The 25648-nt window shown below is 35.2% G+C and carries 24 protein-coding genes; 22 read left to right on the plus strand and 2 right to left on the minus strand.

Annotated features, from left to right (window positions below; genetic code table 11):
• Positions 1 to 41 precede the first annotated feature (41 nt).
• The 6 genes from ACSAMO_RS08565 to ACSAMO_RS08590 all read left to right on the plus strand — a co-directional run bounded on the left by ACSAMO_RS08565 (position 42) and on the right by ACSAMO_RS08590 (position 5679).
• Positions 42 to 1430 carry an ATP-binding protein gene (locus ACSAMO_RS08565; protein WP_499209131.1) on the plus strand — a complete coding sequence of 463 codons (1389 nt, stop codon included), beginning with the start codon at positions 42 to 44 and terminating at the stop codon, positions 1428 to 1430.
• Between the two features lie 70 nt (positions 1431 to 1500).
• Positions 1501 to 1794: a DUF960 domain-containing protein gene (locus tag ACSAMO_RS08570; RefSeq protein WP_499209132.1), complete on the plus strand. Its 294-nt coding sequence runs from the start codon at positions 1501 to 1503 to the stop codon at positions 1792 to 1794.
• Positions 1795 to 1806: 12 nt separating this feature from the next.
• Positions 1807 to 2910, plus strand: a complete 1104-nt coding sequence (locus ACSAMO_RS08575; protein ID WP_499209133.1) for an amidoligase family protein — start codon at positions 1807 to 1809, stop codon at positions 2908 to 2910.
• Positions 2910 to 3830 (plus strand): class II glutamine amidotransferase, encoded by a 921-nt coding sequence (locus ACSAMO_RS08580; RefSeq protein WP_499209134.1) that lies wholly within the window; start codon positions 2910 to 2912, stop codon positions 3828 to 3830. Before ACSAMO_RS08575 ends, ACSAMO_RS08580 begins: the two co-directional genes overlap by 1 nt.
• A 132-nt stretch (positions 3831 to 3962) precedes the next feature.
• Positions 3963 to 4505, plus strand: a complete 543-nt coding sequence (locus ACSAMO_RS08585; protein WP_499209135.1) for a recombinase family protein — start codon at positions 3963 to 3965, stop codon at positions 4503 to 4505.
• A gap of 40 nt (positions 4506 to 4545) precedes the next feature.
• Positions 4546 to 5679, plus strand: coding sequence for a HipA domain-containing protein (locus ACSAMO_RS08590; protein ID WP_499210098.1), 1134 nt, complete (start codon positions 4546 to 4548; stop codon positions 5677 to 5679).
• A 33-nt stretch (positions 5680 to 5712) separates the two neighbouring features.
• Here ACSAMO_RS08590 and ACSAMO_RS08595 read toward each other — a convergent pair whose 3' ends face one another.
• Positions 5713 to 6912, minus strand: coding sequence for an ATP-binding protein (locus tag ACSAMO_RS08595; RefSeq protein ID WP_499209136.1), 1200 nt, complete (start codon positions 6910 to 6912; stop codon positions 5713 to 5715).
• Positions 6913 to 7124: 212 nt separating this feature from the next.
• Between ACSAMO_RS08595 and ACSAMO_RS08600 the strand changes: the two genes are divergently transcribed.
• The 11 genes from ACSAMO_RS08600 (at position 7125) to ACSAMO_RS08650 (ending at position 17569) form a co-directional block, all read left to right on the plus strand.
• Entirely contained in the window at positions 7125 to 8192 is a 1068-nt protein-coding gene (locus ACSAMO_RS08600) for a Fic family protein (protein WP_499209137.1), read from the plus strand.
• A gap of 381 nt (positions 8193 to 8573) precedes the next feature.
• Complete coding sequence (locus ACSAMO_RS08605; RefSeq protein ID WP_499209138.1) at positions 8574 to 9641, plus strand: hypothetical protein; 1068 nt, start codon at positions 8574 to 8576, stop codon at positions 9639 to 9641.
• A 24-nt stretch (positions 9642 to 9665) separates the two neighbouring features.
• On the plus strand, positions 9666 to 10661 hold the full coding sequence (locus ACSAMO_RS08610; RefSeq protein WP_499209139.1) for a leucine-rich repeat protein: 996 nt from the start codon (positions 9666 to 9668) through the stop codon (positions 10659 to 10661).
• A gap of 12 nt (positions 10662 to 10673) precedes the next feature.
• The gene (locus ACSAMO_RS08615) at positions 10674 to 10838 is read left to right on the plus strand and encodes a hypothetical protein (protein ID WP_418755653.1); all 165 of its coding nucleotides are present in this window, start codon (positions 10674 to 10676) and stop codon (positions 10836 to 10838) included.
• Positions 10839 to 10862: 24 nt separating this feature from the next.
• Positions 10863 to 11312 (plus strand): hypothetical protein, encoded by a 450-nt coding sequence (locus tag ACSAMO_RS08620; protein WP_499209140.1) that lies wholly within the window; start codon positions 10863 to 10865, stop codon positions 11310 to 11312.
• Between the two features lie 115 nt (positions 11313 to 11427).
• A complete protein-coding gene (locus ACSAMO_RS08625) occupies positions 11428 to 12270 on the plus strand; it encodes a hypothetical protein (protein ID WP_412332282.1) in 843 nt (280 codons plus the stop codon).
• 15 nt (positions 12271 to 12285) lie between these two features.
• Complete coding sequence (locus ACSAMO_RS08630; protein WP_499209141.1) at positions 12286 to 12639, plus strand: hypothetical protein; 354 nt, start codon at positions 12286 to 12288, stop codon at positions 12637 to 12639.
• 98 nt (positions 12640 to 12737) lie between these two features.
• Positions 12738 to 13517: a helix-turn-helix transcriptional regulator gene (locus ACSAMO_RS08635; RefSeq protein ID WP_499209142.1), complete on the plus strand. Its 780-nt coding sequence runs from the start codon at positions 12738 to 12740 to the stop codon at positions 13515 to 13517.
• A 32-nt stretch (positions 13518 to 13549) separates the two neighbouring features.
• Positions 13550 to 13738 (plus strand): hypothetical protein, encoded by a 189-nt coding sequence (locus tag ACSAMO_RS08640; RefSeq protein WP_499209143.1) that lies wholly within the window; start codon positions 13550 to 13552, stop codon positions 13736 to 13738.
• A 467-nt stretch (positions 13739 to 14205) separates the two neighbouring features.
• On the plus strand, positions 14206 to 16380 hold the full coding sequence (locus tag ACSAMO_RS08645; protein WP_482490524.1) for a hypothetical protein: 2175 nt from the start codon (positions 14206 to 14208) through the stop codon (positions 16378 to 16380).
• 205 nt (positions 16381 to 16585) lie between these two features.
• Positions 16586 to 17569, plus strand: a complete 984-nt coding sequence (locus ACSAMO_RS08650) for a Rho termination factor N-terminal domain-containing protein (protein ID WP_022228947.1) — start codon at positions 16586 to 16588, stop codon at positions 17567 to 17569.
• A 39-nt stretch (positions 17570 to 17608) separates the two neighbouring features.
• On the opposite strand, the gene ACSAMO_RS08655 is transcribed toward ACSAMO_RS08650, so the two are convergent.
• On the minus strand, positions 17609 to 18379 hold the full coding sequence (locus tag ACSAMO_RS08655; RefSeq protein WP_412578007.1) for a MerR family transcriptional regulator: 771 nt from the start codon (positions 18377 to 18379) through the stop codon (positions 17609 to 17611).
• Between the two features lie 124 nt (positions 18380 to 18503).
• Between ACSAMO_RS08655 and rbr the strand changes: the two genes are divergently transcribed.
• The 5 genes from rbr (at position 18504) to cas8c (ending at position 25637) form a co-directional block, all read left to right on the plus strand.
• Positions 18504 to 19043, plus strand: a complete 540-nt coding sequence (gene rbr, locus ACSAMO_RS08660; protein WP_022228949.1) for a rubrerythrin — start codon at positions 18504 to 18506, stop codon at positions 19041 to 19043.
• 195 nt (positions 19044 to 19238) lie between these two features.
• Entirely contained in the window at positions 19239 to 20759 is a 1521-nt protein-coding gene (locus tag ACSAMO_RS08665) for a right-handed parallel beta-helix repeat-containing protein (protein ID WP_022228950.1), read from the plus strand.
• Between the two features lie 231 nt (positions 20760 to 20990).
• The gene (cas3, locus tag ACSAMO_RS08670) at positions 20991 to 23135 is read left to right on the plus strand and encodes a CRISPR-associated helicase Cas3' (RefSeq protein ID WP_499209144.1); all 2145 of its coding nucleotides are present in this window, start codon (positions 20991 to 20993) and stop codon (positions 23133 to 23135) included.
• Between the two features lie 10 nt (positions 23136 to 23145).
• Entirely contained in the window at positions 23146 to 23868 is a 723-nt protein-coding gene (cas5c, locus tag ACSAMO_RS08675) for a type I-C CRISPR-associated protein Cas5c (protein WP_412332277.1), read from the plus strand.
• On the plus strand, positions 23862 to 25637 hold the full coding sequence (gene cas8c / locus ACSAMO_RS08680) for a type I-C CRISPR-associated protein Cas8c/Csd1 (protein ID WP_412332276.1): 1776 nt from the start codon (positions 23862 to 23864) through the stop codon (positions 25635 to 25637). The genes cas5c and cas8c overlap by 7 nt, the downstream gene beginning before the upstream one ends.
• Positions 25638 to 25648 lie beyond the last annotated feature (11 nt).

Raw genomic sequence — 25648 nt, forward strand, 5'->3', positions numbered from 1 at the left:
GTGATATACTGATTTAAACAAAAAGAACGGAAGTGAGAAAGATGTTTATTGGCAGAGAACGTGAAGTAGCGGCATTGGACAGATTATACGAATCAAACAAATTTGAATTTGCCGTTATATATGGGCGCAGACGTGTCGGAAAGACAGCACTTATAAATCATTTTATAGATGATAAAGAATCGATTTACTTTATGGGTGTTGAGAGTAATGAAAAACAAAATCTCGAAAACTTTAGTAAAAGCATAATTGAATATAGCAGTGGCATTGAGGCGGAAACTTCTTTTTTGTCGTTTCAAGCTGCACTTGAATATGTATTTAAGCTTTCTGAAAGAAAAAGATTAATACTTGTAATAGATGAATATCCATATGTAGCACGTTCATCTAAAAGTCTTGCATCAACTTTGCAACTGCTTATAGATAAATATAAAGACACATCACAACTAATGCTTATTTTATGCGGTTCGTCAATGTCGTATATGGAAGATGAAGTGTTGGCATATAAATCACCGCTTTATGGCAGAAGAACTGCACAAATGAAAATACAACCTTTTAGTTTTGAGGAAACGTGCAGATGTTTTAAGAATTTTTCGGATGAAGACAAAGCACTTGCGTATGGTATTGTGGGCGGAACACCTCAGTATTTGTTACAAATGGATGATAGATTAAGCATTGAAGATAATATAAAAAATACTTACTTGAATCCGATTTCTTTCCTATATGAAGAGCCGACAAATTTATTAAAGCAAGAAGTGAGAGAGCCGTCTATATATACTGCGATTATAACCGCTATTGCGGTCGGTGCGTCGAGAATGTCGGACATTTCAAATAAAGTCGGTGAGGACAGTAATATTTGTGCGAATTATCTTAAGAGTTTGATAAATTTGGGGATTGTAAAAAAGGAAACTCCGTATGGTGAGAAAACATCTCGAAAATCTATATATTCAATAGAAGATAATATGTTCAGATTTTGGTATAGATTTGTTCCTAATAATAATTCTGTTATAATGCGTGGTGCGGCTGATATTGTGTATAGGCGTATCGAACCGCAACTTTCGGAATATATGGGTGCTGTGTTTGAGGAAATTTGTAAACAGTATCTTTGGAAACTGCTTCTTGATGGTAATTCGCCGGTTGAGTTTTCGGAACTTGGTCGTTGGTGGGGAAACGATCCTATTGAAAAGAAACAGACAGAAATTGATATAATGGGCGAACAGGACAAAAAGACGGCTTTATTCGGTGAATGTAAATGGACTAATGAAAAAGTCGATCTTGGTGTGCTTGAAACATTGATAAAACGCAGTAAGCTGTTTTCATATATTAATGTGCATTTGTTTTTGTTCTCAAAGTCCGGGTTCACAAAAGGATGTATTGATAAGGCGAATGAACTCGGAAATGTGTCACTCGTAACCTATGCTGATATGTTGAAGTGAAAAACGTAAAGTCATACATTAAAAATATATAATATCTCTGTGTAATAAAAAACACGGAGGTGAAATTTATATGTTCCAGAACGAACGATTTTGTACTTGCGGAGTAAATGAGGAAGTACCTATTGTATTACAATGTATGATGTGGAATATGGTTGATACAATGAAAGTTGAATCAAAGGATTACTTGCAAGTATTTGAACTGTCAGAGTATGACGGTATGCAGAAAATCGTGCATTCACAAGAAATGCCGGAGTATAAAATGGAGTATCTTATTAAATTACAAGGTGCTCCTATTTTTGTGGGTAAAGTTTATGTGATTGACGATAAAACACATTCGACAATGCTGAAAGCAGAGGAATATTGAGGAGGACGAAAGATGAAAGAGGAAAAATACACTTGTGACATATGTCACGAAGAACATGACGTATCAGAATTAACATATTTTGATGAATCGTATTTATGTGAGGCGTGTTTAAGACGTGAAACATTTATTTGCCGTGATTGCGGTGACAGACACTGGAATGATGATTCGGCAGATGGTGACTTGTGCCAAACTTGTTATGATGAAGATTATGTCAGATGTGAAAGATGTGATGCGGTTATACACTATGATGATGCTTGTTATCATGAAGATGAAGAATATCATGACCACCCGTATTGCAGAGAGTGTTTTGACATGGACGAGATAATTCACGACTATTACTATAAACCAGAACCGATATTCTATGGTGACGGCCCGAGATATTTGGGCGTGGAACTTGAACTTGATGATGGTGGTGAAAATGAATTTTGTGCAAGTAAATTACTTGACATTGCAAATGCTCAAAAGGAGCATATGTACATCAAACATGACGGTTCACTTGATGATGGTTTTGAGTGTGTAACACATCCAATGACACTTGACTATCACATTAATCAAATGCCTTGGAGATCGATTCTTAACAAAGCGGTAGCCAAAGGATATCTAAGTCACCAAGCCGGAACCTGCGGACTTCATGTACATATAAGCCGAAATGCACTCGGAGCGAATTATGAAGAACAAGAGGCAACAATAGCGAAGATTCTCTACTTCTACGAGAAGTTCTGGAATGAAATCTTAACATTCAGTCGAAGAACGGAATCTCAAGCAGAACATTGGGCAAGACGTTACGGCGGCGGAATAATCAATCCTAAAGAAACATTGAAGCACGCAAAAAATTCACATATGGGACGATATGCGGCGGTTAATCTTGAAAATGATGCAACAATAGAAATGCGAATATTCAGAGGTACTTTAAAGTACAGCACATTTATAGCAACCTTACAGATGGTAGATGAAATCTGTAAGGTTGCTATTTCTTTGTCCGACGAATTTATGCAGAGTCTTACTTGGCTTGATTTCGTAAAAGGAATAGCAGACGACAAACAAGAGTTGATTAATTATTTGAAAGAAAAAAGACTTTACGTCAATGAACCGATAAGAAATGAGGTGGAAATATAATGTGCGGAATATATGGAGTATTAAGTTACAAGGATAAGTTAAAAGATATGAATGAACTTGTGGATTTGCTTGGAATGGAAAGTGCGGAACGTGGTACAGACGCAACAGGTGTTGCATATTCGATTTTGGGTAATATGAAGATAAACAAAAGTGCGGTAAGTGCGTATAAGTTTAATCCGAATATTCCCAAGTTTGTTAATGCAGTAATCGGTCACACAAGACACAGTACACAAGGTGATAAGAGCAAGAACTACAACAATCACCCATGGAGTGAAAAGGTGAAGAACTGTCAGTTTGCACTTGCTCATAATGGTGTACTGTTCAATGATAAAGAACTTCAGAAGAAGTATAACTTTAAGAGCAAAATTGAAACAGATTCATTCGTTGCGGTGCAACTGTTAAAATACAAAAATGCACTTAATTTCAAAACGATAAAATTTATGGCTGAAAGTATAGAGGGAAGTTTTAGCTTTAATATACTTGATAATCAAAACAATTTGTACCTTGTAAAAGGCGACAGCCCGATTTCATTAATTCATTTTAAGGATAAAGGCGTTTATGTGATCGCCTCGACAAAACAGATACTATGGAAAGCGTTGGTTGATTCGGAACTGTTTCAAGATTTGGAGAATGGCAAGTATGAGCATATCATTCTTAATGAGGGCGATATTCTGAAAATCAAAAGTAACGGCAAACGTGAAAGAGGTCATTTTAATTATACCGAATCATACGGCAGACATTGGTACGATTACGATTGCGATTGCTATGTTGATACAGGATATGATGATTATTATGCGGAAGAGTATCTCGAAGATATAAAGACCGTTGCCGCAATGTACGGTGAAGATCCGGAAGTGATACAGGAATTGTACAACGCCGGATATACGCTTGAGGAATTGGAAGAAATGATTTACACTTGATACTAAAACAGTGCCGTTAGGGTGGGTAAAACTTTTGGGACGTTCCAAAAGCCGAAAACCAACTCTAATGGCACTATTTTTTATGTGTCAATAGGGTATGCCCTAATGACACGGAGATTGGAGTTGATTTTTATGAAAATCGGATATGTGAGAGTTTCAACAAGTGAACAGAATACATTAAGGCAAGAAGTGATGATGAAAGAACTCGGCGTTGATGAAATATATATTGATAAAATGAGCGGCAAAAACACAAACCGTCCGCAACTTAAAGCAATGCTTGATTATGTACGAAAAGGTGATACTGTTATTGTAAGCGAGATTTCAAGATTTGCAAGAAACACAAAAGACCTTTTGGATTTGGTCGAAAAACTTCATATTAAAGAAGTAGAGTTCGTGAGTAAAAAAGAAGCAATCGACACAACTACACCGACAGGTAAATTTATGCTTACAATATTCGGTGCGGTAGCGGAGCTTGAACGTGAGTATATTTTGCAAAGACAACGTGAGGGTATAGAAATTGCAAAGGAGCAGGGTAAGTATAAAGGCAGGAAGAAAAAGGTGTACACCGATTTTGATACAGTCGTTCAAAAATGGCGTGATAAAAAAATCACCGCCGCACAGGCGATGAAAGAATTGGGGATGAGCAAAAGTACATTTTACAGGCGAGTGAAGTGATTGATATTTTGGATTTATCGTGATATAATAAATGGCGGAGGTGATACTGTTGAGCTATATTTTGAAACATTATGACAGTGATTTACTAAAATTTAATATTGAAAAAACATTCGACGGTATTGCCGTTAAGTTATTATGGGCAAACAAGGAAAAAGAAAAATTGTTGCCGTTAGGAATGGAATCTAATGAAGAATCAATAAGGAAGTGGCTTAAAGCAAGAACTATTCCTTCAAACAGAGCCTATGTTCAAAATTTTCTTGCGAAATTAGGTCTTAATGAAAAAGATACAAAGGGAATAATTGATATATGCAAAGGTTTGTCTTTGAATGATTGCTATTGGGTTGTAGATGAGAATTTTAAAGGTACTTTTGACAGTGTTAATTTGTACGATAATCATTTTAGCCGTACTTTAGCATATATCGCTTTTACCGGATATGGAAGTTCAATTCGTTCGACATTTCGTTCCTCGCCGGAGTTCACAACCAACGGTATGCTTGCAAAGTGCTGGAAAAGGGAAAACGGAAAGATACTTTTATATAAATCAGGTACAGAGGGCTTCGCTAATTCGGGAAATGAACCGTACGCTGAATACTATGCTTATCAAGTTGCAGAGGCAATGGGGTTAAATGCTGTTGAGTATAATTTAAGAAAATATGACGGACGATTGTGTTCGGTATGCGAACTTTTTACAAATAAAGAGGTTTCGTTTGTTCCGATTTCAAGATTGGTGTCAAAAGGCGGAATAAATGCAGTTACGGACTATTATAAAAAGTTGGGTGATGAGTATTTTGATAAATTGATTGATATGTTTGTGTTTGACGCAGTAGTGTGTAATACAGACAGACATTTCGGTAATTTCGGAGTTCTTGTTGATAATTATACAAATAAGATAATTGACAATGCACCGATATTTGATAACGGATTGTCATTATGGGGATTTGCAATGGAAAATGAACTTGATGATATTTCTGTTTATGTCAATACCCGTACGCCTGCAACATATTCGGATTTTGTAGAGTTTGCAAAACACTATATAACAAATTCGCAAAAACAAAAACTGCATAAGCTGCAAAACTTCAAATTCAAAAAACATCCAAGATATAATTGGAGCAAGAAAAGATTAAAAACAGTTGAACGTGTAATACAAGAACGTGTTGAATTGTTGCTTAAATAAAGCCCTTGCATATAAAAAACGAGGGCTTTTGTGTTATAATTCTTTTTTTAACAAAAAATCAAATAAGTGAATGATTTTTACACCGTTGACGTTGCCGGTTGAGAGTTCGTCTAGGGTGACAACGTATTTTGGGTATTGGTCTTTAATTGCAAGGAGATTGCCGATTTCACGATTTGAATTTTCAGGAAGTGTTCTGCATACTTGCACATAAATACGTTCATCACGTTTAATGGCAACAAAATCTATTTCTTTTGTGCCGAGCTTTCCTATATACACTTCATATCCGCGTCTTTTCAATTCAAAATACACGATATTTTCAAGCATAGAAGCTATGGACTTTGGATTGAATCCCATAATGCAATATTTTAGCGATTGGTCTGCAAGATAGAATTTTTCTTGAGTTTTTAATACTGATTTTCCTTGTAAATCATATCGTCTGCAACGATAGATTACAAAAGCCTTTTCAAGCCATTCAAGATAGTTATATATACTTTCTACCGACAAAGCTCTGCCTTCACTTTTTAGAAATTTTACTATTGAATTGGCTGAAAAAGTTTTGCCTACATTTTCAATAATGAATTTCACAACACGATTGAATAAATCGAAATTTACGATATTATGTCTTTTTGTAATATCACTTGTTATGACTGAATTATATATTCCTTCGACGATTTGATATGCCGATTGTTCATCGTAATTGCCAAGTGCAACAATAGGAAAACCACCGAATTTTATATATTCATTAAGAAGTTCTTTTTCCGACTTCGTACTGCTTGATTTAAAGTCGAGATATTCTTTGAATGACAGAGGATAAACGGGGATTAAAACATATCTGCCGGTTAGATATGTGGATATTTCACTTGACATAAGCTTTGAGTTTGAACCGGTCACATAAATATCGGCATTGGTATCTTCGAGTAAACTGTTAATAGCTTTTTCCCAACCGTCTATTTCTTGTACTTCGTCAAGTAAAAGATAGTATTTATTATCATTAATCATTTCTTTTTTTATGTCGTTATACATATCTTTTGCAGTATAGCAGTCATCTATCTCAAAAGAGGTATATCGTTTGCAAATAATATTGTTTTTATCAATACCTTTGCTTATTAATTCTTTGTGGAGCATTTCTAAAATTGTGGATTTTCCGCAACGGCGTATTCCGGCAAGAATTTTTATAATCGGTGCATCCATATATGTGAATAATTTTTTTAAGTATTCTTCTCTTATAATCATAAAAACAACCTCCTTTTATATTAGTATAGACTAAAAAATAAAAAAATACAAGAGTTTTTACTTAAATTAAATAAAAACTTTAATAATATGCATGATGAGGTAATGTGATGATAAAGTTCCGAATGATATATAGTTGAGGGGGAAATAAAAAAACTTTATCCTAATATGCTTTACTTTTCTCCTAAAAAGGGGTATAATTTAGGAGAAAAATAATGGAGTGTGAGAAAATGCGAACCTTTGATTATACGAAACTAAAAGAACGGAAATGGGATAGTGAAATATTAGGCTTAGTTGCACAAATACATGAATTTAAAGGTCGACAGGAATTATATTTAAAACAAAAACCTGTTGAACTTGACAGATTAATTGAGATAGCGAAAGTGCAGAGTACAGAATCATCGAATGAAATAGAAGGGATAAGAACAACAAATACTCGTCTAAAACAATTATGCACAGATAAGACAACGCCCAGAAACCGTGATGAAGAAGAAATTATGGGGTATAGAGATGTATTAAATACTATACACGAAAATTATGAGTACATTCCGATTCGTTCAAATTATATTTTGCAACTTCACAGAGATTTATATAAATATTCTGAAAAGAATATTGGGGGTAATTTTAAAAATACACAGAATTATATAAGTGCAATAGACGGTGACGGAAATGAATTTGTATTATTTACACCACTTGCACCGTATGAAGTACCTACGGCGATAAATAAATTATGCGAAGGATATAATGCGGCTGTTTCAGCGCAAGATATTGATGCATTAATACTTATACCAATATTCATACATGATTTTTTATGTATTCATCCGTTTAATGATGGGAATGGCAGAATGAGTAGATTGCTTACGACGTTGCTGCTATATAGGAGCGGATATGTAGTAGGAAAGTATATCTCTTTGGAGAGTAAAATAGCGAAAAACAAGAATTTGTATTATAAGGCTCTTGAAAAATGTCAGCATGGTTGGCATGATAACAAGGAAGATCCGTCATCTTTTATAAAATATTTATTGAAAATTATTCTTGCGGCATATAGGGATTTTGAAGATAGAATAAATGTTGTGTCAAATAAAATGTCGGCTTTGGATATAGTGAGAAAGGCAGTAGAAAGTAAGATTGGTAAATTCAAAAAGAGCGATATTTTGGAGCTATGCCCAACAATAGGAAAAGCGTCAGTAGAGAACGCTATCAAAAAGCTTGTTGATAGCGGAGAAATTATAAAATGCGGTTCGGGACGTTCGACATTTTATATTAGAAGTGATTCACAATAGTATAGAATTTATATTAAGCGGATAGAAGTTAATTCTGTCCGCTTTTTTAGTGGGGGTTAATATATTTGACAATTCGGTACGAATATGATATATATGGAAAACAGCTCTCTATTCCTATATTTAAACGTGAAACTATAATGGAACACTTATGACTATTCTTGATTTTATCCGAATAGAGATAGGGCGATTGTTGCGGACAGAGTTACAGAGTGTATATTGGCAAAGCAGAGGATAATTTGAACGGAAATATATAAAGTCCACTAAATTGGACTCTGCTTGTTGTAGAATTTAAGTATAGAAAGACGAAATAAGTCTGAATATTTCATTTACTTATTTTGTATATGGTGATATAGTAGTAATACGGTGATAGGGGGAATAAATATGGAATGGACAAATGGTAAAAAGGTTATGGCAGTAATCTGTGGTATTGCTATACTGTTTATGCTGTATGGAATTGTGCATTTTATCATGATGAATAGTCAGTATAATAAAGTGATAGAGGTAATAAAGCAAGGCGATTATACAAGAGCGGAAGAAATGCTTACTGATATGAATGTAAAACACAAAGATGATAATGATGAAAGATCGTATTTTAGACTACGTTCAGTGCTTTTATACGAATGTAAAGATACAGAAAATTTGGAACATTATTTTGCCGATTCAGCTATTTTATATATTTACATAACAGCAATGGAATATTACAATGATAACAAATTTGAATTTGCGAGTAACAGAATAAACCTTGTACCCGAAAATTACAGTGGAGCTTTATGTGAAGAAATAAAAACGTCAAAACAAGAAATAAACCAAAGATATGAAGAATACAAGCAAGAGTTAGAAAAAGCTAAAGAAGAATATATCCGTACGTTGCCGGAAAGAATGGCAAAAGAGGCAGAGGAAAAAAAACAAAAACTTGAAGAAGAAAGAGCGTCATATGCGGATAAACTGCCGTATGACGGTATGAGTGAATTATTTATCGAATACACGCAATTAGGCAAGCCTGATAAATATCAAAGAACAAAGAAGGATGATGTGTCAGACAATGAACGATATGATATTTATGATACATTTTATTGGTACGATAAAGGGTATGTGGTTTGTTGTCTAAACGGAAATGTGCGTTCTGTCAGCAAAGAATCAACTGAAACTATGGAAGAAAATTATAGCGGATATTGGATAAAAGAATTTGATTCTAAAGTGATAAATTCAGATGTATTCTCAAAAGACGGAAGATTGAAAGAGAAAAATTCAACTCGTTCATCATCCGGTTCTTCACATTCATCACATTCAAAACCTTTATACGGATATTCGCACGGAGATTCAAATCATAGCTCCGATTCGTATAATGTGCATGATTATGATGATCCTGAGGATTTTTATTATGATAACGAAGATGATTTTGACGGAATAGATGATGCGGAAACATATTTTTATGACCATAACGATTGATTTATGCAGAGGAGGAATTTTTTTATGAACATATTTACTCAAAAAGCAAAGTTATTAAAGGAAATAAAAAGTCAACAAGAGAAAATACAAGAATTGAAAAGTGAAAATAAAAGTCTTAAAGATGATGTATCGGACTTGAAAGACAGTAATACGGAAATGAATAAAGAAATAAAACGTTACAAAAGAAAATATATAAATACACATATAGAATGTGATCGTTGTTATACAACATTGCAAGAAGATTTTATCTATTGCCCGAAATGCGGTAAAAAAGTAGAAAATACTTTTAAAGTGACGGCAAAGGCGAAAGAGTCTGTTTTCAAAACAGAAGTATTTGATGGGGAGTTGATTATAACTCAATATATAGGTTTTGATGATTCGATGGTGGTAATACCGTCAACGATAAATGGTATGAGAGTAAACGAAATTGGAAGTAAAGCATTTTACGGATGTAAGAGCCTGACGGAAGTTATATTTGAAGAAGGGTGTCAGTTTATAGATGGGGAGGCATTTAAGTATTGTGAAAAATTGAAAAAAATTCATTTCCCTAAAAGTTTGCTTGTAATCGGAAAAAGAGCATTTTCAAGTACAGGTTTAGTGGATGTAGTAATTCCGAATAATGTAAAAGAAATAGGCTGGGGTGCTTTTTGTTATTGCAGTGATTTAAAAAGAATAATATTATCCGACGGGCTTACTGAAATAAGTAGCAGTATGTTAGGTGCAAGTGGGATAACAGAAATAGATATACCTAAGAATGTTACAACAATTTGTAAATCGGCATTTGAGGATTCTAAATTGACGAAAGTCAATTTTTCAAAAAGTGTATTGAAAATTGAAAATGATGCTTTTTGGAGAACTGAAATTACTGAAGTTACTATACCGCCTAATGTTAAAGAAATAGGAAGGAATAACTTTGTGAATTATATGCTGGGTAAAAGTAAAACTATATATTGTGTTGCCGGTTCAGAGGCACAGCGTTATGCGAGAGAAAATCATTTTATATGCAAAGAGATAGTTTGAGGGGTAAAAGAAATGGATAAAAAACAACAGGAATATTTTGATTTTATGATGAGTAAACCGTCCGGCGGAAGCCAATTTTCTTCCGGCGGAAACGGCGGAGAAGGGTGCTTGACGACAATTATCGGTGTAGTTATTATACTTTTTATAGCCGCAATTATCGGTTGTTTTATGGATTAGATATGTTAATTTGAGGTGATTATTATGGATAAACCGATTTATTTTTCAAAAATAGAATTTAAAAATAATTTTCTACAAGATTGTGAAGGAACTATGCTCTTAAATCTTGTAGAAAAGGAATTGTCATATCAACTGGTTAAAAGACATCGAAAAAATGAAAAGATTTTGTTTTCTTACGGAGTTAAAATAAAAGATGATGATTTACCTGAATTGCTACAGTATTGTAATGCGTTGGACTTTGAACCTTACAGAAACATTGATGAATCTATGGAATACAAGGGGATGTATGGATACAGAGATTGTTGGGGAATAGTCTTTAGAGGTATCTCTGCTTCGTATTTACCGATGTTAAAAATATATATGGTTATATATCATGATGAAAAACATATATGGCCAAACGAAAAATTATATAAGTATTTAATACAAAAATATTTCGGACATAAGAAATTTAAAAAATATGGTATATATTATTAATGTGAAAGCGGACTTTTATGTCCGCTTTTTTTGCGGTGTACACTATATTGGACTTTGCTTGTGATAGAATTTAAGTATGAAAAAGAAGAAAATTCAACATAATGGGGGATGAATTATGAGTACGACAAAGAAAGTGTTAATTGCATTGGTTAGTATGGTCATGATAATACTTATATCATATTCTTCTTATTGGGGTATGCAATATAATAAAGCAATAAGGCTTATAGAAGAAAAATCGTATGCTGAGGCGGAAGATATTTTGTTGAATTCTCATGTAAGCAATTTATATGATAAGAATGGATTTGTGAGTTGTTACGCTCGTATGTGTCAGTATGACAGTGTAGAGGATGCCTCAATAATAAATTCGTATTTGTCACAGATACCGAAGAATTATAACGGTATTTTTGGAAAAGAAATATCGAAAATGAGAGAAGAAAACAATACCAATTATGAAATATATTTAAAAGAAGAAGAAAAACGCAGAGAAGAACGTGAAAAGAAACTGCAAGAAGAATACGGCTCAAAAGTACCGTATGAGGGTATGTCAGAGGAGTATATCAATTATACAATGGTAGGTAGATATAACGAGAGAGAAGAAGAAAGTTTTTCTCATGGGGAGTATCATATAACAACATATATCTGGTATGCAAAATGGTATGATCCAAATTCAAAATCAATAGGTTTGAAAGTTAAGTGTCAGGACGGAAAAGTTACAGATGTCATAAAAATGAACTATTATTGGACGGAAGACGGTATGCCGAATACAAGCGGAGTACCGATAGACCAATTTGCAAAATATAAGCGTAAATATTCAAGCAAATCAACCGAAAAAAAGAAAAAATCCGATCCGTATGATGTATATGACTATGATGATCCGGAAGATTTTTATTATGATAATTATGATGATTTTGAATGTTATGAAGATGCAGAAGATTATTTTGATGACCATAATTATTAAAGGAGCGATAGAACTATGAAATATAAAGAAGATAATTCAAAACATAAAGTAGAAAAGGATATTCCTAAATATCTTAAAAAGAAGGAATCGGCAGTATCTAAATCTAAGATGAAATCAAAGCATAAACACCAATACAAGGATTGTTTGTTTAATTCAGGTAATAGTTTTTGTAAAGGACAGTATTGCGTAATATGCGGAAGAATAGGTAAGATTAATTATTTTGAAACAGAAAAAACGGAAGATAATCGTCGTATACTTCTAATTAGTGATAAGATATTAGAAAAATATAAAGGATTGCCGATTTTTGAGGTCGATACATATTTGCAAAAGTATATATCAATAACTGAAAGTGATTCAGATTTGTCTTAAAAAATTTTATGGTTGCAAATTGACACCTTGTGTCAACCTGTATAAAATAATAATTAAAGCAAGTGCACGTGTTTTAATTATTATGGGAGGTCAGTTTTATGAACGGATTAAAATATATAAGAACAAAATGCAATTATAGTCAAAGGGCATTGGCTGAAGCGATGGGCGTAAGCAGGCAGGCAATAAATATGTGGGAAAATTCTAAAAAGCTTCCGTCAAAAGAGAGAAAAGAAGATTTATGCAATATATTCGGTATTGATAACTCGGATTATTTTGGTGAACTTACTGTTGAACAACACCAAAAACTTGAAGAGCTGCCTATATACAGGATTTATTCCGGCGGGCAGAGTGAACGATTTACATTTAAGCCGATAAAACCGGACAATGTGCGTTACAGAGCAAAACGACTGTTACCAAATAATGATGAGGAATTATCTTTAGATGAAAAATGTGCATTGAAAAGATTGGAACTGAAAACATTGCTTGATGATATTAGTAACTATGCAGTTGAAAAAGATGTAAAAAACTCTTTCGATAACTTAAGCGCATTAAATCGTACGTTGCATATATTCGGACAAACGTTAGATATAGCAAAAGAAGCTCGCGGCAAACATCCGGAGTATGTGATGGTTTACTTCTACACAATTTTAGCAGTCTTAGACGCTATGAGTATTTCGTTTGGAAATGTAGATGAAAGTGATGTTATGAATCAAGATTTCATTGAAGAACTAAAGAAATGGTATGATTATAGAGAATTTGCCGTTGAATTGTCTAAAATGATAACCAATCATCTTGATTGTGTTTGTAATAATATTCCTACCGAAAGAGAAAATCCACATAGCAATTACAGAAGACGAAAGACTGATAAGAAGTGTTGAAATTCTATAATATAAATAGAAGATTAAAGGTTATGAATGGAGAAAATGCGATTGATTCAACTTGCAGTGTATCGAATGATGAATTGACAAAACGTTTTGTCGAGGCTATTAGGATAGATAATGAAATAAAGAAAATAAAAGGTGTTCCGATTCAAAAATACGATCATGAAAAGAAACAACCGTATTTGGAGTATCCGAACGGTCGGAGGAAATATGCTTAAATATAGCATAAAACCCCACTTTTTCCCAATCCACACCGCATGGTCTATTTGGGGTAGGGGCAACGGATGACAATCCTTGTGACTTATTTGAGAGAATAGACTTCCCGGTTGACGAATTCTTCCCGCCTGAGAGGGGCGAATTCTTGGAATGTGATCAAGATGACATATCCGAGCCGGAAGGTGACAATGATTGTGGATGTCGAAGATAAATCAGTACAAAAACCTCCTGTGATTATACAGGAGGTTTTTGCTGTATTATGAAAAACAGACAGTTCCGAGGCTCAGTGTAGCTTTAGCGATGAAAAATAAAACTCCTTTTGATATGACATTAAAAGTTTTTGTTTCAGAATAAAAAAATTAATTTTTTTGAAAATCTATTGCATCGTATACCGATGTACGATGTATAATAATTATAGAACATAGTCTGCCAAGACGAAATAAAAAAATTAAGAAAAGAGGGATTTATCATGTTGAAAATTTTTATTACTTCATTAATTTGTACATTAATGTTATTTTGCACAAACGTGTCGGCTGCTGATTTTCAGGCGGGTGATACGGCTTATGTCAAGGCGGGAATAGAAAGTATGTCTGTTTATCAAAATCCATCATACGGTCGTTCTGTTGCAGTGGTCATCCAGTACAACAAAGTAACAATTTTGGAGCCTAATGTAGTCGGAGATGGCGGCACATTTCATAAGATTCAGCTCCAAGACGGTACAATCGGCTATGTTCCTGCTCTTGCCGGCAGAAAGGATACACTTGAAACAGCAGAGGTTGCAGAAAAAGAAATAGAGAAATCGACAGCGTCATCTGATCCGGATAAGTATCAACATACAATAAATATGTATTTTCTTTCCGACTATATCTATGGCGGCTCAAAAACAACCGAGGGCAATGAAAGAAATTTTTATGCAAAAGTCCCGACTGAATGGGTAAGGCATGACCGACCTGAATCGTTACCGATGGTTGGAATGGCTGTTGTGCATATAGGCGATGAGGGAAAATTCGGCTCGGTAAAAGCATCTTTCTATCCGGGCAATCCGCCGATTAATTATCACTCTAAGAGATTGGACGAACTTAAAGAAATCGGCTATGATCCTCCGTTTGCAGAAAAGTCAAGAACAGAGGCAAATGCCAACACAGCATTTTATGTAGGTGCATCAAGTGAATTTGATGTTGTTGCTTATAACGAAAATTGGGTTGCCGTATGGAGCGAGGGCGGAGTTGACGAATCCCGTGGTTCAATTATAGATTGTAGCGGAAGAAAAGACGGTGGAGCTTTCACAAGCTGGAAACCGGGAGTATATTTTCTGCCAAGAAAAAATTGTTATATCTTAGATATTAACAATCAAGTGGCAACTGCTCCAAAAATTGAAGCTGTCGGCAAGGCAACCGCTAATTTGATGGTAAAAACCACTCCTGACGAAACGGATTATGTAAAATCGGGTGTTTATAAAATAAATCAATCTGTTCAAATAGTTGATGCAATACCACAAAACGGACATTATAAAATTTATTACAAGCACGGTTTATATTATGTTGAATCCAAATATGTCAATATACAACTTGCAAACACCGAAAAACCGCTAATTTCCTACAAAGCTGAGGCAAATGCGGATTGTGATATTTCAGACGGTTCTTCGGTTAAAAAAGGTACAGTAATAGATGTTATCGAGAAAGATTATGACGGAACAAATTCAAAAATCTGGTTCAACTCAAAGGTATGTTATATTCCGACAAGTAATCTTGTCGATTTAACCAAAACACAGTCAGCTGATGACGTAGCAAAGCTTGGTGCACCTATAGGCGTTCTGTCCGTAGATACGGCTTGGGGTGAATGGGGTGCGTTGACCTATTCTGCCGAAGGACTTGCAAAACTGAAAGAGTATCGTTTCGGATATATCAACGCTGATATGGATAAGGCCTTAGAATACAGTGAATGGGTTAGTTCAAACAACGGTGAAATCAATAAAATAGAAGACAAAGACTGGGTAAATGTATACGGCATTGAAGAATTTTCGTTCGACCGTGATGAGGATATGAGGAACATTCCCGGAATAGATCCTTCAGAAATAGAGCCTTGGATTATAACAGGAAAAATCTATACTATTTACTATAACGGAGAGATTCGCTATTTGGTTCAAGAGGATGAAAGTCGGGAAACATTTACTTATTATCCCGGAAACGGATTCAGCAAAAACTCTGTTGCCAAAACGCAGACTATTTGTCTGGATAGCCGCAAATATAACACCGTTGCATATAACATTGATGACAACAACTACTTTAAGCTCAGAGATATTGCACAAATCTTAAACGGAACAATTAAAACATTTGATGTTAAGTATGACGGAGCAACAAATTCGATTGATATGCTAAGCTTTTATGATTATACATCGGTTGGCGGCGAATTAACACCGGGCGACGATGTTACAAGGACAGCCTTTTCATCATCGGCGTTTTTAACACTGGACGGAGTACCTATAAAGGCAACGTGCTATAATATTGACGGAAACAATTACTTTAAACTTCGTGATATAACAGATGCATTGGATTGTCGTGTTGAGTGGGACGACAACAATCAGTTGATTTGGGTAGTACCGAGTGTGCCTGCATATGATGACCCAAATGAAGCAGTAGGTTGATAAAATATCACCTGCGGTATTTGTGAGGGAGCTAAGGGCGTTGCCTTGAACTCTAACACTTGCCGCAGGTGTTGTTTTATGCGGAATTTTTAGAGGTTTGGCTGACTTGACGGATAGAATTTGCGGAAAGTATTGTTTATTTTTATGGCTTGTATATGTGAAAATTTAATGATATAATATTAAAAAAATATTAAGGGGTAGAAAAATGAAAATATTTGATAATATAATGTCTTGGAAAAAGCCCGAAATGCTTGACTTGGCAAAAGAGCTTAATATAAAAGGTCGTTCAAAAATGAACAAGGGCGAAGTGGCAGAAAGCATATCGGAAATATTATTATCAGACGAGTATTTTAAGACAGTTCTTGCGGCGCTTGACAAAGAACAAACGGAATGTCTTGTAAATTGGTGCGAGAACAACGAAATTGAAAAGTTGGATGTTTTCAAAATCGGACTTTTATTGGAATTGGGTTATATATCATTTGAAAACGAACAATACAGTTTGTGTGACGAAGTAAAAGACTTAGTTGCTAAATGTTATACAAACGAATCAAAAGGTGATTTGGAAGTCAGAGATAAAATAATAAATTACTGCAATGTTTTTGCGGAACTTTACGAAATTGTTCCGTTGGACAAGGTTTTTGAAATATACGACAAGCAAAATCATGATATTTCAAAAGACGATTTTATGGAATTGATTAATACTATCAACGGTAAAATGGATTTGTGGGAAATATACAACAATTCGATTGTAAACACTTATGTTTTGGAAGAAGGTTTTTATGATGATTTGTTGAAAACGCAAGGTAACAAACCGTTTTATATTCCGTCAAGAAAAAAGATTATGAAAATGGCTAACCCGGGATATATTGAAGAAACCAACGAATATCTTGCACTTAGACATTACTTGATTAAGAGAATGGGTATGGATGAAGTAAAGGGCGAAAACTTATGCTTTGAAATTGAAATGGAATGTAAAATGAGCAATGAAAACGCTCCTGATATTCTTAGCTTGTTTGACAAGTATAATGTTGAATTAAATGATAATAATGCAAAAAAAGTAATCGGTTTGGTACAAGCTGTTAATTTAAACACAAGAAAAGCGGTAAACAGAGGTTACACCGATTTGCAAATCGAAGAAATGAATAACAGATATATGGTTCAGAACGATTTTTTCCCGTTCTTTATGTAAAAAACAAAAGCTCCCGAACTTATATGTTCGGGAGCTTTTTTATTCTTCTATCGGCAGAGCCACTTGTGTTATGAAAAGTTTTTTATCCTTATGTTGCGGGGGACCTTCAAGGTATGTATGACGACACATTCCCAAAGGTGTGAGATTATGCTCTTTGGCATACGACAAAAGTTTTTCGCGAACTTTCGGGAGTTCCTCATATGCACCGTGATGATAAATGCAAATTGCACGCATTGGGGTCAGTACGACGATATGTTCGCCGCTGCTTTCAGACGGTACGGCAACACAGTAAGAAATTTCGTTGGGTGCGGACAATGGGTATTCTAAAAAGTACATTCTCTTTGTCATATCGGTACCGTATTCACGCATGGCAAGTATTGCGGTATCACGCAGAATATTTGTTTTATCGAGAATACTTTCCGTAGTAAAAGTGCGTCGATAAATCGTTTGCTTGTCAATGTGGATTTCCTTGATTTGTGTGAGATTGGTGTTTGCTCTTTCATACAACTTTTCAATATTCAAATTTATTTCGTCACGCATAGCTTCAAGGCGGCGGATAAGCGGTAATAAATCGGTTTTACCGTCTAAATAGTCGTGAATTTCATCAAGCGACAGACCGAGCTTTTGAAAAATACGTACTGTACGAATTTTAGTGAACGTATCTACGGTATAATAACGATTTCCGTTTTTGCCGTCCTTAACGTCCGGAGTAATCAATCCTTTTGCTTCGTAATTCAATATGATTTTTCTTGTAATTCCGATTGATTTTGCCATTTCACCGATTGTAAACATATTTTTTTCAACATTCATATCATCACCCCAAAACATATATTAATACAAAAAACGGAAAAATGCAAGACATAGAAAAATGTTGTTTAAAATTCGTGTATAGTGGTATATATTATATATGAGTAAATTTACGGAGGTAATATAAATGGCAAACAAATATTCGGGAACAAAAACAGAGGAAAATTTAAGAACTGCCTTTTCGGGTGAGTCGCAAGCGCGTAACAAATACACATATTTTGCGTCGAAGGCAAAGAAAGACGGCTTTGAACAAATAGCGGATTTGTTTTTGAAAACAGCCGACAATGAAAAGGAACACGCAAAAATGTGGTTTAAAGAATTAAACGGAATCGGAACAACGGCAGAAAATCTTGTTTCGGCGGCAGAGGGCGAAAATTTTGAATGGACAGATATGTATGCTGATTTCGCAAAAACTGCCGAAGAAGAAGGCTTTACCGAATTGGCTGAAAAGTTCCGTATGGTAGCCGCAATAGAAAAAACTCATGAAGAACGTTACCGTGCATTGCTTCACAATGTTGAAACAAAAGAGGTTTTTGAAAAGAGTGAAGTCAAGGTTTGGGAGTGCCGTAACTGCGGTCATATCGTTGTAGGCGTAAAAGCTCCGCAGGTCTGTCCTGTGTGCAATCACCCGCAAGCATATTTTGAAATTCACGCAGAAAATTATTAAAAATTTAAGCATATCATTTTTGAAAATGATATGCTTTTTTATTTGAAAATATTAATCGAAAAGTCTTGATTAAATGAATAATTAATGATAAAATGTATGTAATGGCGGTTGAAATTTGTATGAATTGAATTTGCAATTTTACAGACGCTATTATTAAAGTTGGTTTTTTATTTGAGAAAGGCTATGGAGTTGAAAATGAAAAAAATTACGGCTCTTTTAACGGCATTGATGATGTGCATGACATTCGGTGCGAATTTTGTATACGCGGCGGACAGTAATTCGGCACGCAATGCTGTTTTGCAAATACGTAAGGAGATAGACAGTCACAAGTCGAACATTCAATCGAAAAACGGTGAACTGTTTAAACTTACACCCGAAGAAATCGCCGAAGCGGATTTTAAGAATTATGATACGTCATCAGTACTGTTGGGAACTGACTTGTATGAATTTTCTGCCGGCAGTGTTTCAAACGACATAAAAGGCAAAGACGGAACAATAAACACGCTTGCTCCGAATGAATACAAAGTTCACAGTACGATTAAATACGGAAAATATCCGTCAATATTCAATTCGGACACGGTGATAAAAACTTCCGGCGGAAAACGGGCAACATTTGTTGCGGATTATTCGGACGATGTGCCGTCATATCAGATTGTGAAGAATGTTGAGAATTTATATGTCGAAAATATAGATTTTGAAAATTTTCCTATGATAAAGTTTGAAAATTGCGATAATATTATTTTCAACAACTGTTCTTTTATTGATTTTGAAAACAACGGAATTGTGTTCAGAGATTGCAGTAATATCGCGATTTTGAACAGTAAGTTCACAAATTGCGGCAATCAGATTTCAGACAGTTCAAACAGCGGTTACAGTATAAGAATAGTCGGTGATACACAAAGCCCGGCTGAAAATGTGCTTATTGAAAATTGTACTTTCGAGAACAGCTGCGGTAAGACGATAAGTTTTGTCGGCGGTGTTGACGATTATGTTATAAGAAATAACACGATTAACAACAGTGTCTGGGGGGCGATTGATTATTGGACTCCGACTGTTTCGGGCAAATATGCAGACGTTATTGAAAATAATGTGTGCAAAAATATCGGTTTCGGCAAACCGTCCGTAAATGATACTAATGCACTTACAAGCGGTGTCGGTTGTGCGGCGATATTCGCGGGTATGGGAACATCACTCCCTAATACGATTGTGAAAAATAACGTTGTACAAAATTGCGTTGAAACGGGTATCGAAGGTCCGTATGAATTGGTTTATCACAATACAGTAAAAAATACAGGCGAAAATTCCGTTGCACGTTATACCGGCTCAACAGAGGCGATATATATTAAGCCGACGACTGAATTTGAACAGAAATATATAGGAAATACTATCGAAACAAGAGGTTTGAGATGCTTTTCTTCTTACTCGAACAGAGATGATGAGTACAAGGGAATATACATTTTGAACAATTCTATGAATTTGAAAAATACAGATGCAAGTATCGCTTGCAATTACACTCGTTCGGACATTGAAATCAACTGTAAAAAAATAAAGAAGATTGTTATTGAAAATAATACGGGAATGATGAAAGACAAAAAGAGTGTAAACATCTATACCGACAAGGGTTATGTTATGGATTATTTCAGTATTCATAATCCTTGTATGATAGGCTCAGTGCCTGAAAAGGCGAGATATTGCTTTAATATCAATAATAATTAAACAGAATGCAGTTAAAATCGTTGCAGATTTGTCTGCAGACTCAATTAAGCTAATCATTGGGGAACATATAAACAATGCGTATGCTTTGTTTATGGGTTCCTTTTTTGGTGCAAATATATAAAAATTATAGGTATATTTAATAGATAATTACTAAAAAGTAAAATATATGTTGAAATTGCACGAATAAAGTGATATGATAAAAGTATAATTTGTACAAAAGGAATGATTGCTATGGAATATATTGGACATACATCAGAGGACGGACGGAAACAGCTGCTTTTGGACCACTTGAACGGAACGTCGAAGTTATGTCGTGAAAATGCGAATGAATTTTGGGCGGATATAGCCGAATTTGTGGGGCAAATACACGATATAGGCAAGTATACATCGGGGTTTCAAAAACGTATAAACGGTGCGGAAAATATTCGAGTGGAACACGCAATATGCGGTGCAAAAGAAGTTGCGAAAGCACCGCCGAAATCATATGTGCCTATGATTGAGTATTGCGTTGCGGGACATCATTCGGGTTTGCCTGACGGCGGAACGAAAGTTGACAGTGAAGAAGATTCGACATTGCACGGCAGAATGAAACGAAAAACCGGCGATTATTCTGCGTATGAAAATGAAGTTAAACTTGAATATCCCAAAGATAATTTGCGAGAACTTTTTGATGTCAGTAATCAGAGAGAAATTATTGAAAGGTATTCTTTTTTTACAAGATATTTGTTTTCATGCCTTACGGACGCGGATTTTATAGATACGGAGCGGTTTGTAACTCCCAACACAGACAGAGGTATAGACGGAGATTTTCAAAAAGCATACGAAAAAGTATGTGAAAAACTTAATTCTTTTAAAATAGAAACCAAACTTCAGGAATCAAGAAGTATTATACAAGAACAGGTTTATAAAAGCGTTGAATCGAATGCGAATGTGTATACATTGAATATGCCGACAGGCAGCGGAAAAACTCTTTGCAGTATAAGAGCGGCTTTGAAAACTGCGATAGAGAATGAGAAAAAACGTATTATATATGTAATTCCGTATGTCAGTATAATTGAACAGACAGCAAAGGTGTTCGAGGATATTTTCGGTGACGTAATTCCTGTGTTGCAGCACCATTCAAATTATGATTTTGATGATGATAAAAATGAAGATGAGAACGAAATAACTTCGGAAAAATTAAAACGTTCCTGTGAAAATTGGGACGCAAAACTTATAGTAACAACGAATATTCAATTTTTTGAATCACTGTATCATTATAAAGGCAGACGACTTAGGAAACTTCATAATCTGGCGGACAGTGTTATCATATTTGACGAAATACATATGCTGCCGATTGACTATATTCAGCCTTGTTTAAGGGCTATAGGGTATGTGACGAAGTATCTTAACAGTACGGCAATTTTGATGTCGGCGACAATGCCGAATTATGATAAATTTATGGAGAGGTATATGTCAGGTGTCAAAATAGAAAATGCGGTTAAGGATACGTCGTTGTTTAACGTATTTGATAAGTGCAGATATGAGTATATCGGAAAGTGTGAACTTGCTTCACTGGCAGAAAAGGCACAGGAATATGACAATGCACTTATAATTGTGAACAAAAGGAAAACGGCAAGGGAATTATATGATATTTGCAGCGGTAACAAGTATCATTTGTCAACATATATGACGCCTTTGCACCGTTCGGAGATTATTGCAAAAATAAAGGAAGATATAAAGAACGGAATTAATACGACCGTGATTTCAACATCACTGATTGAGGCGGGTGTTGACCTTGATTTTAAGGCGGTATTCAGAGAAATTGCGGGAATTGATAACATATTGCAGTCCGGCGGTAGATGTAACCGTGAGGGTAAGATGGATATGGGCGATGTGTTTGTTTTTGAAACAGACGGCGGAAAAGGCGAAATTCAGCTTAAATCAAATATAACACGAAATTTGTTTGAGGAATTTGACAATATTTCAACCGATAAATGTATTGAAGAATATTACAGTCGCTTATTTGCGTTTAATGACGGCAATATAGACAAAAGTACTATAACTTCGCTTATGGGTGAAAATTTGAAATTTGATGAAATACCGTTCAGAACGTATGCCGAGAATTTTAAGTTTATCAAAAATCAAGTTATAGGAATAGTAATTCCGCGTGATGAAAATAAAGATTTGATTGAACAGCTCAGATACGGAAAACTGTCCGTAAAACGAAAATTACAGCAGTACAGCGCGTCCGTACATATTTGGGAGCTTGAAGAAATGATTAAAGAGGGGATTATAGAACAGCTTGATTGTGGTGTTTGCATACTTGCAAATACAGATTATTATAAGTCGGACGTGGGTTTGACGTTGGAAAATGATGTAGATTGTTTTATATGAGGAGGTTAAAATGAGTTATGGATTTAAAATTATGATTAAAGGTGATTATGCCGCATTTACACGTCCTGAGATGAAAGTTGAACGTGTGAGTTATGATGTTCCGACACCGGGAGCGCTTGAGGGACTGATAAAGTCGGTGTATTGGAAACCGGCAATTCGGTATGTAATTGATAAGATTATCGTTTTTAATCCGATAACATTTATCAATGTTCGCCGTAATGAGGTTAAGGAAAAAATAAAATTGCAGTCGGTACAAAAAAGTATGAAAAACGGTACAGGTGATGCAACGATTTATACTAAGGATATGATAAATCAACGCGGAAGTATGATTTTGAAAGATGTATGTTACGGCGTGGAATTTCACTTTGAACTTACGGGTATACAGAGTGACCATGATGACGAGTCGGAGGAAAAGCATTATAATATTCTTCTAAGACGTTTAAGAAACGGTCAACAATTCAGACAACCTGTGCTTGGGTGTCGTGAATTTCCCGTAAAGAGTATTGAGCTTGTGGAGGAATTTCCGCTTGAAAATGTTTCGGATACGTTAAAAGGTGATACGGATTTAGGATTTATGCTGTATCATATGAAGTTTGAGGACGGCGGACATCCGAAAGATAATGATTGGGATAAACGTAATTTTTCGGACAAGGCAGACGCACTTTTTTACAGACCGCATATGATTGACGGTGTTATAGATGTAGCAAAATATAGGGAGATGATGAAATGCTGATAAAGGCTTTGAATGAATATTACGATATTCTTGCGAGAAATGACAAGGTTTGCAAAGACGGTTTTTCAAGACAGAATATCACGCATATGATTATGCTGAGAAAAGACGGTACAGTAAGCGATATTATAAACGTGGAGCAGGAAAGTGAACCCGACAGTAAGGGTAAAACCAAACTTCAGCCTATATCGGTAGTTTTGCCGGAGAGAACACAGAAACCCGGTATAGACGGAAATATTGTCGAACACAGACCGTTATACATTTTCGGACTTAATTATGACAATAAGAGCGGTACATATTCAACTGAGGACAGTACGGATAAGGCGAAGAAATCGCATAAAGCGTTTGTGGACAAAAACCTTGAATTTACAGAGGGTATGACATCGGATATAGTTACGGCATACAGAAACTTTCTGCAAAAGTGGAATCCGCAGGTCGAAACCGAAAATGAGTTGCTTGTAAATCTCGGCAAGGCATACTCGACGGCGAATTTTATTTTTGGTCTTGACGGACACCCTGAAATAAAATTGCACGATACTGACGGCGAAATTGCTCAAAAGATAACGGAACTGAAAAAATCAGCCGGACCGGTGCAGGGTAATGACATATGTGCCGTTACGGGAGAAAAAGGCGAAATATCGGTAACGCACGATAAAATCAAGGGTGTAAGAAATGCAAATGCAACAGGTGCGTTAATGGTTTGCGTAAATAATACGGCAGAGTGTTCATACGGCAAAGAACAGGCGTACAACAGTTCCATAACGCAAACTACTATGAAACACTACACAGAGGCATTAAACACTTTAATCGCAGACAAAAATCACAGAATATATCTTGATGATATGACAGTTGTATTTTGGGCGATGTCAGATGACGATTCAAAAGAAACGGATTTGTTTGCTTCAATGCTTGGGTTTGACGATAAGATTGATGCAGATGAAATGAACGGTATTTTGCTTAAATCGCTTAATGACGTAAATCAGGGCAAAAGTCCCGATTTTACAGAACTCGATATTGATAAAAATGTTGAGTTTTATATTGTGGGAATTGCTCCGAATGTTTCGCGTCTTGCACAGAAATTTATATACCGTGATAAATTCGGCAACATATTTTCACATATAGCAAGACATCAAGCAGATATAATGATTGTTAATTCAAAAGGAAATATACCGATGTGGCGAATATTCCGAGAATTAAAACCGCCTCAAAGCACAAATTATACTACACCGCCGCCGCTTATGGCTTCGGTGTTCGGTGCTATAATAAACGGTACACGTTATCCCGAGTCTTTGCTTGAAAATGCTGTAAGACGAGTGAAAACGGATAAATCGGTGAATTATGTTCGTGCAGGCATTATCAAGGCTTGCATAAACAGAAAAGATAGATATTCAAAAAATAAGGAGGAGATAAAAATGGCACTTGATATTGAAAATAATAATCAAGCGTATCTGTGCGGCAGACTTTTTGCCGTACTTGAAAAAGTTCAATCGGACGCATTGCCTGGATTGAACAGAACGATTAAGGATTCATATTTTGCGTCAGCTTGTGCAAATCCGTCAACGGTATTTCCGAAACTTATAAAGCTTTCGCAATACCACATTGAAAAACTTGAATATAAAGTTAAATATAAGATAGTTACGGGTGAAATTATGGACAAGCTAAACGGCAAATTTCCAAAGACATTACCGCTTAGCGAGCAAGGTAAGTTTATTATAGGCTATTATCAGCAAACACAAGATTTTTATAAGAAAAAAGAAGATAAGGAAATATGAAAGGAAGTAGA

Source organism: Ructibacterium sp. SJQ-7 (genome assembly GCF_054696575.1).

Excerpts from the sequence above, each read along its gene's own strand:
- ACSAMO_RS08565 (WP_499209131.1), top strand. The coding sequence starts at position 42 with ATGTTTATTGGCAGAGAACGTGAAGTAGCGGCATTGGACAGATTATAC.
- ACSAMO_RS08570 (WP_499209132.1), top strand. The coding sequence starts at position 1,501 with ATGTTCCAGAACGAACGATTTTGTACTTGCGGAGTAAATGAGGAAGTA.
- ACSAMO_RS08575 (WP_499209133.1), top strand. The coding sequence starts at position 1,807 with ATGAAAGAGGAAAAATACACTTGTGACATATGTCACGAAGAACATGAC.
- ACSAMO_RS08580 (WP_499209134.1), top strand. The coding sequence starts at position 2,910 with ATGTGCGGAATATATGGAGTATTAAGTTACAAGGATAAGTTAAAAGAT.
- ACSAMO_RS08585 (WP_499209135.1), top strand. The coding sequence starts at position 3,963 with ATGAAAATCGGATATGTGAGAGTTTCAACAAGTGAACAGAATACATTA.
- ACSAMO_RS08595 (WP_499209136.1), bottom strand. The coding sequence starts at position 6,912 with ATGATTATAAGAGAAGAATACTTAAAAAAATTATTCACATATATGGAT.
- ACSAMO_RS08600 (WP_499209137.1), top strand. The coding sequence starts at position 7,125 with ATGGAGTGTGAGAAAATGCGAACCTTTGATTATACGAAACTAAAAGAA.
- ACSAMO_RS08605 (WP_499209138.1), top strand. The coding sequence starts at position 8,574 with ATGGAATGGACAAATGGTAAAAAGGTTATGGCAGTAATCTGTGGTATT.
- ACSAMO_RS08610 (WP_499209139.1), top strand. The coding sequence starts at position 9,666 with ATGAACATATTTACTCAAAAAGCAAAGTTATTAAAGGAAATAAAAAGT.
- ACSAMO_RS08615 (WP_418755653.1), top strand. The coding sequence starts at position 10,674 with ATGGATAAAAAACAACAGGAATATTTTGATTTTATGATGAGTAAACCG.
- ACSAMO_RS08620 (WP_499209140.1), top strand. The coding sequence starts at position 10,863 with ATGGATAAACCGATTTATTTTTCAAAAATAGAATTTAAAAATAATTTT.
- ACSAMO_RS08625 (WP_412332282.1), top strand. The coding sequence starts at position 11,428 with ATGAGTACGACAAAGAAAGTGTTAATTGCATTGGTTAGTATGGTCATG.
- ACSAMO_RS08630 (WP_499209141.1), top strand. The coding sequence starts at position 12,286 with ATGAAATATAAAGAAGATAATTCAAAACATAAAGTAGAAAAGGATATT.
- ACSAMO_RS08635 (WP_499209142.1), top strand. The coding sequence starts at position 12,738 with ATGAACGGATTAAAATATATAAGAACAAAATGCAATTATAGTCAAAGG.
- ACSAMO_RS08640 (WP_499209143.1), top strand. The coding sequence starts at position 13,550 with ATGAATGGAGAAAATGCGATTGATTCAACTTGCAGTGTATCGAATGAT.
- ACSAMO_RS08645 (WP_482490524.1), top strand. The coding sequence starts at position 14,206 with ATGTTGAAAATTTTTATTACTTCATTAATTTGTACATTAATGTTATTT.
- ACSAMO_RS08650 (WP_022228947.1), top strand. The coding sequence starts at position 16,586 with ATGAAAATATTTGATAATATAATGTCTTGGAAAAAGCCCGAAATGCTT.
- ACSAMO_RS08655 (WP_412578007.1), bottom strand. The coding sequence starts at position 18,379 with ATGAATGTTGAAAAAAATATGTTTACAATCGGTGAAATGGCAAAATCA.
- rbr (WP_022228949.1), top strand. The coding sequence starts at position 18,504 with ATGGCAAACAAATATTCGGGAACAAAAACAGAGGAAAATTTAAGAACT.
- ACSAMO_RS08665 (WP_022228950.1), top strand. The coding sequence starts at position 19,239 with ATGAAAAAAATTACGGCTCTTTTAACGGCATTGATGATGTGCATGACA.
- cas3 (WP_499209144.1), top strand. The coding sequence starts at position 20,991 with ATGGAATATATTGGACATACATCAGAGGACGGACGGAAACAGCTGCTT.
- cas5c (WP_412332277.1), top strand. The coding sequence starts at position 23,146 with ATGAGTTATGGATTTAAAATTATGATTAAAGGTGATTATGCCGCATTT.
- cas8c (WP_412332276.1), top strand. The coding sequence starts at position 23,862 with ATGCTGATAAAGGCTTTGAATGAATATTACGATATTCTTGCGAGAAAT.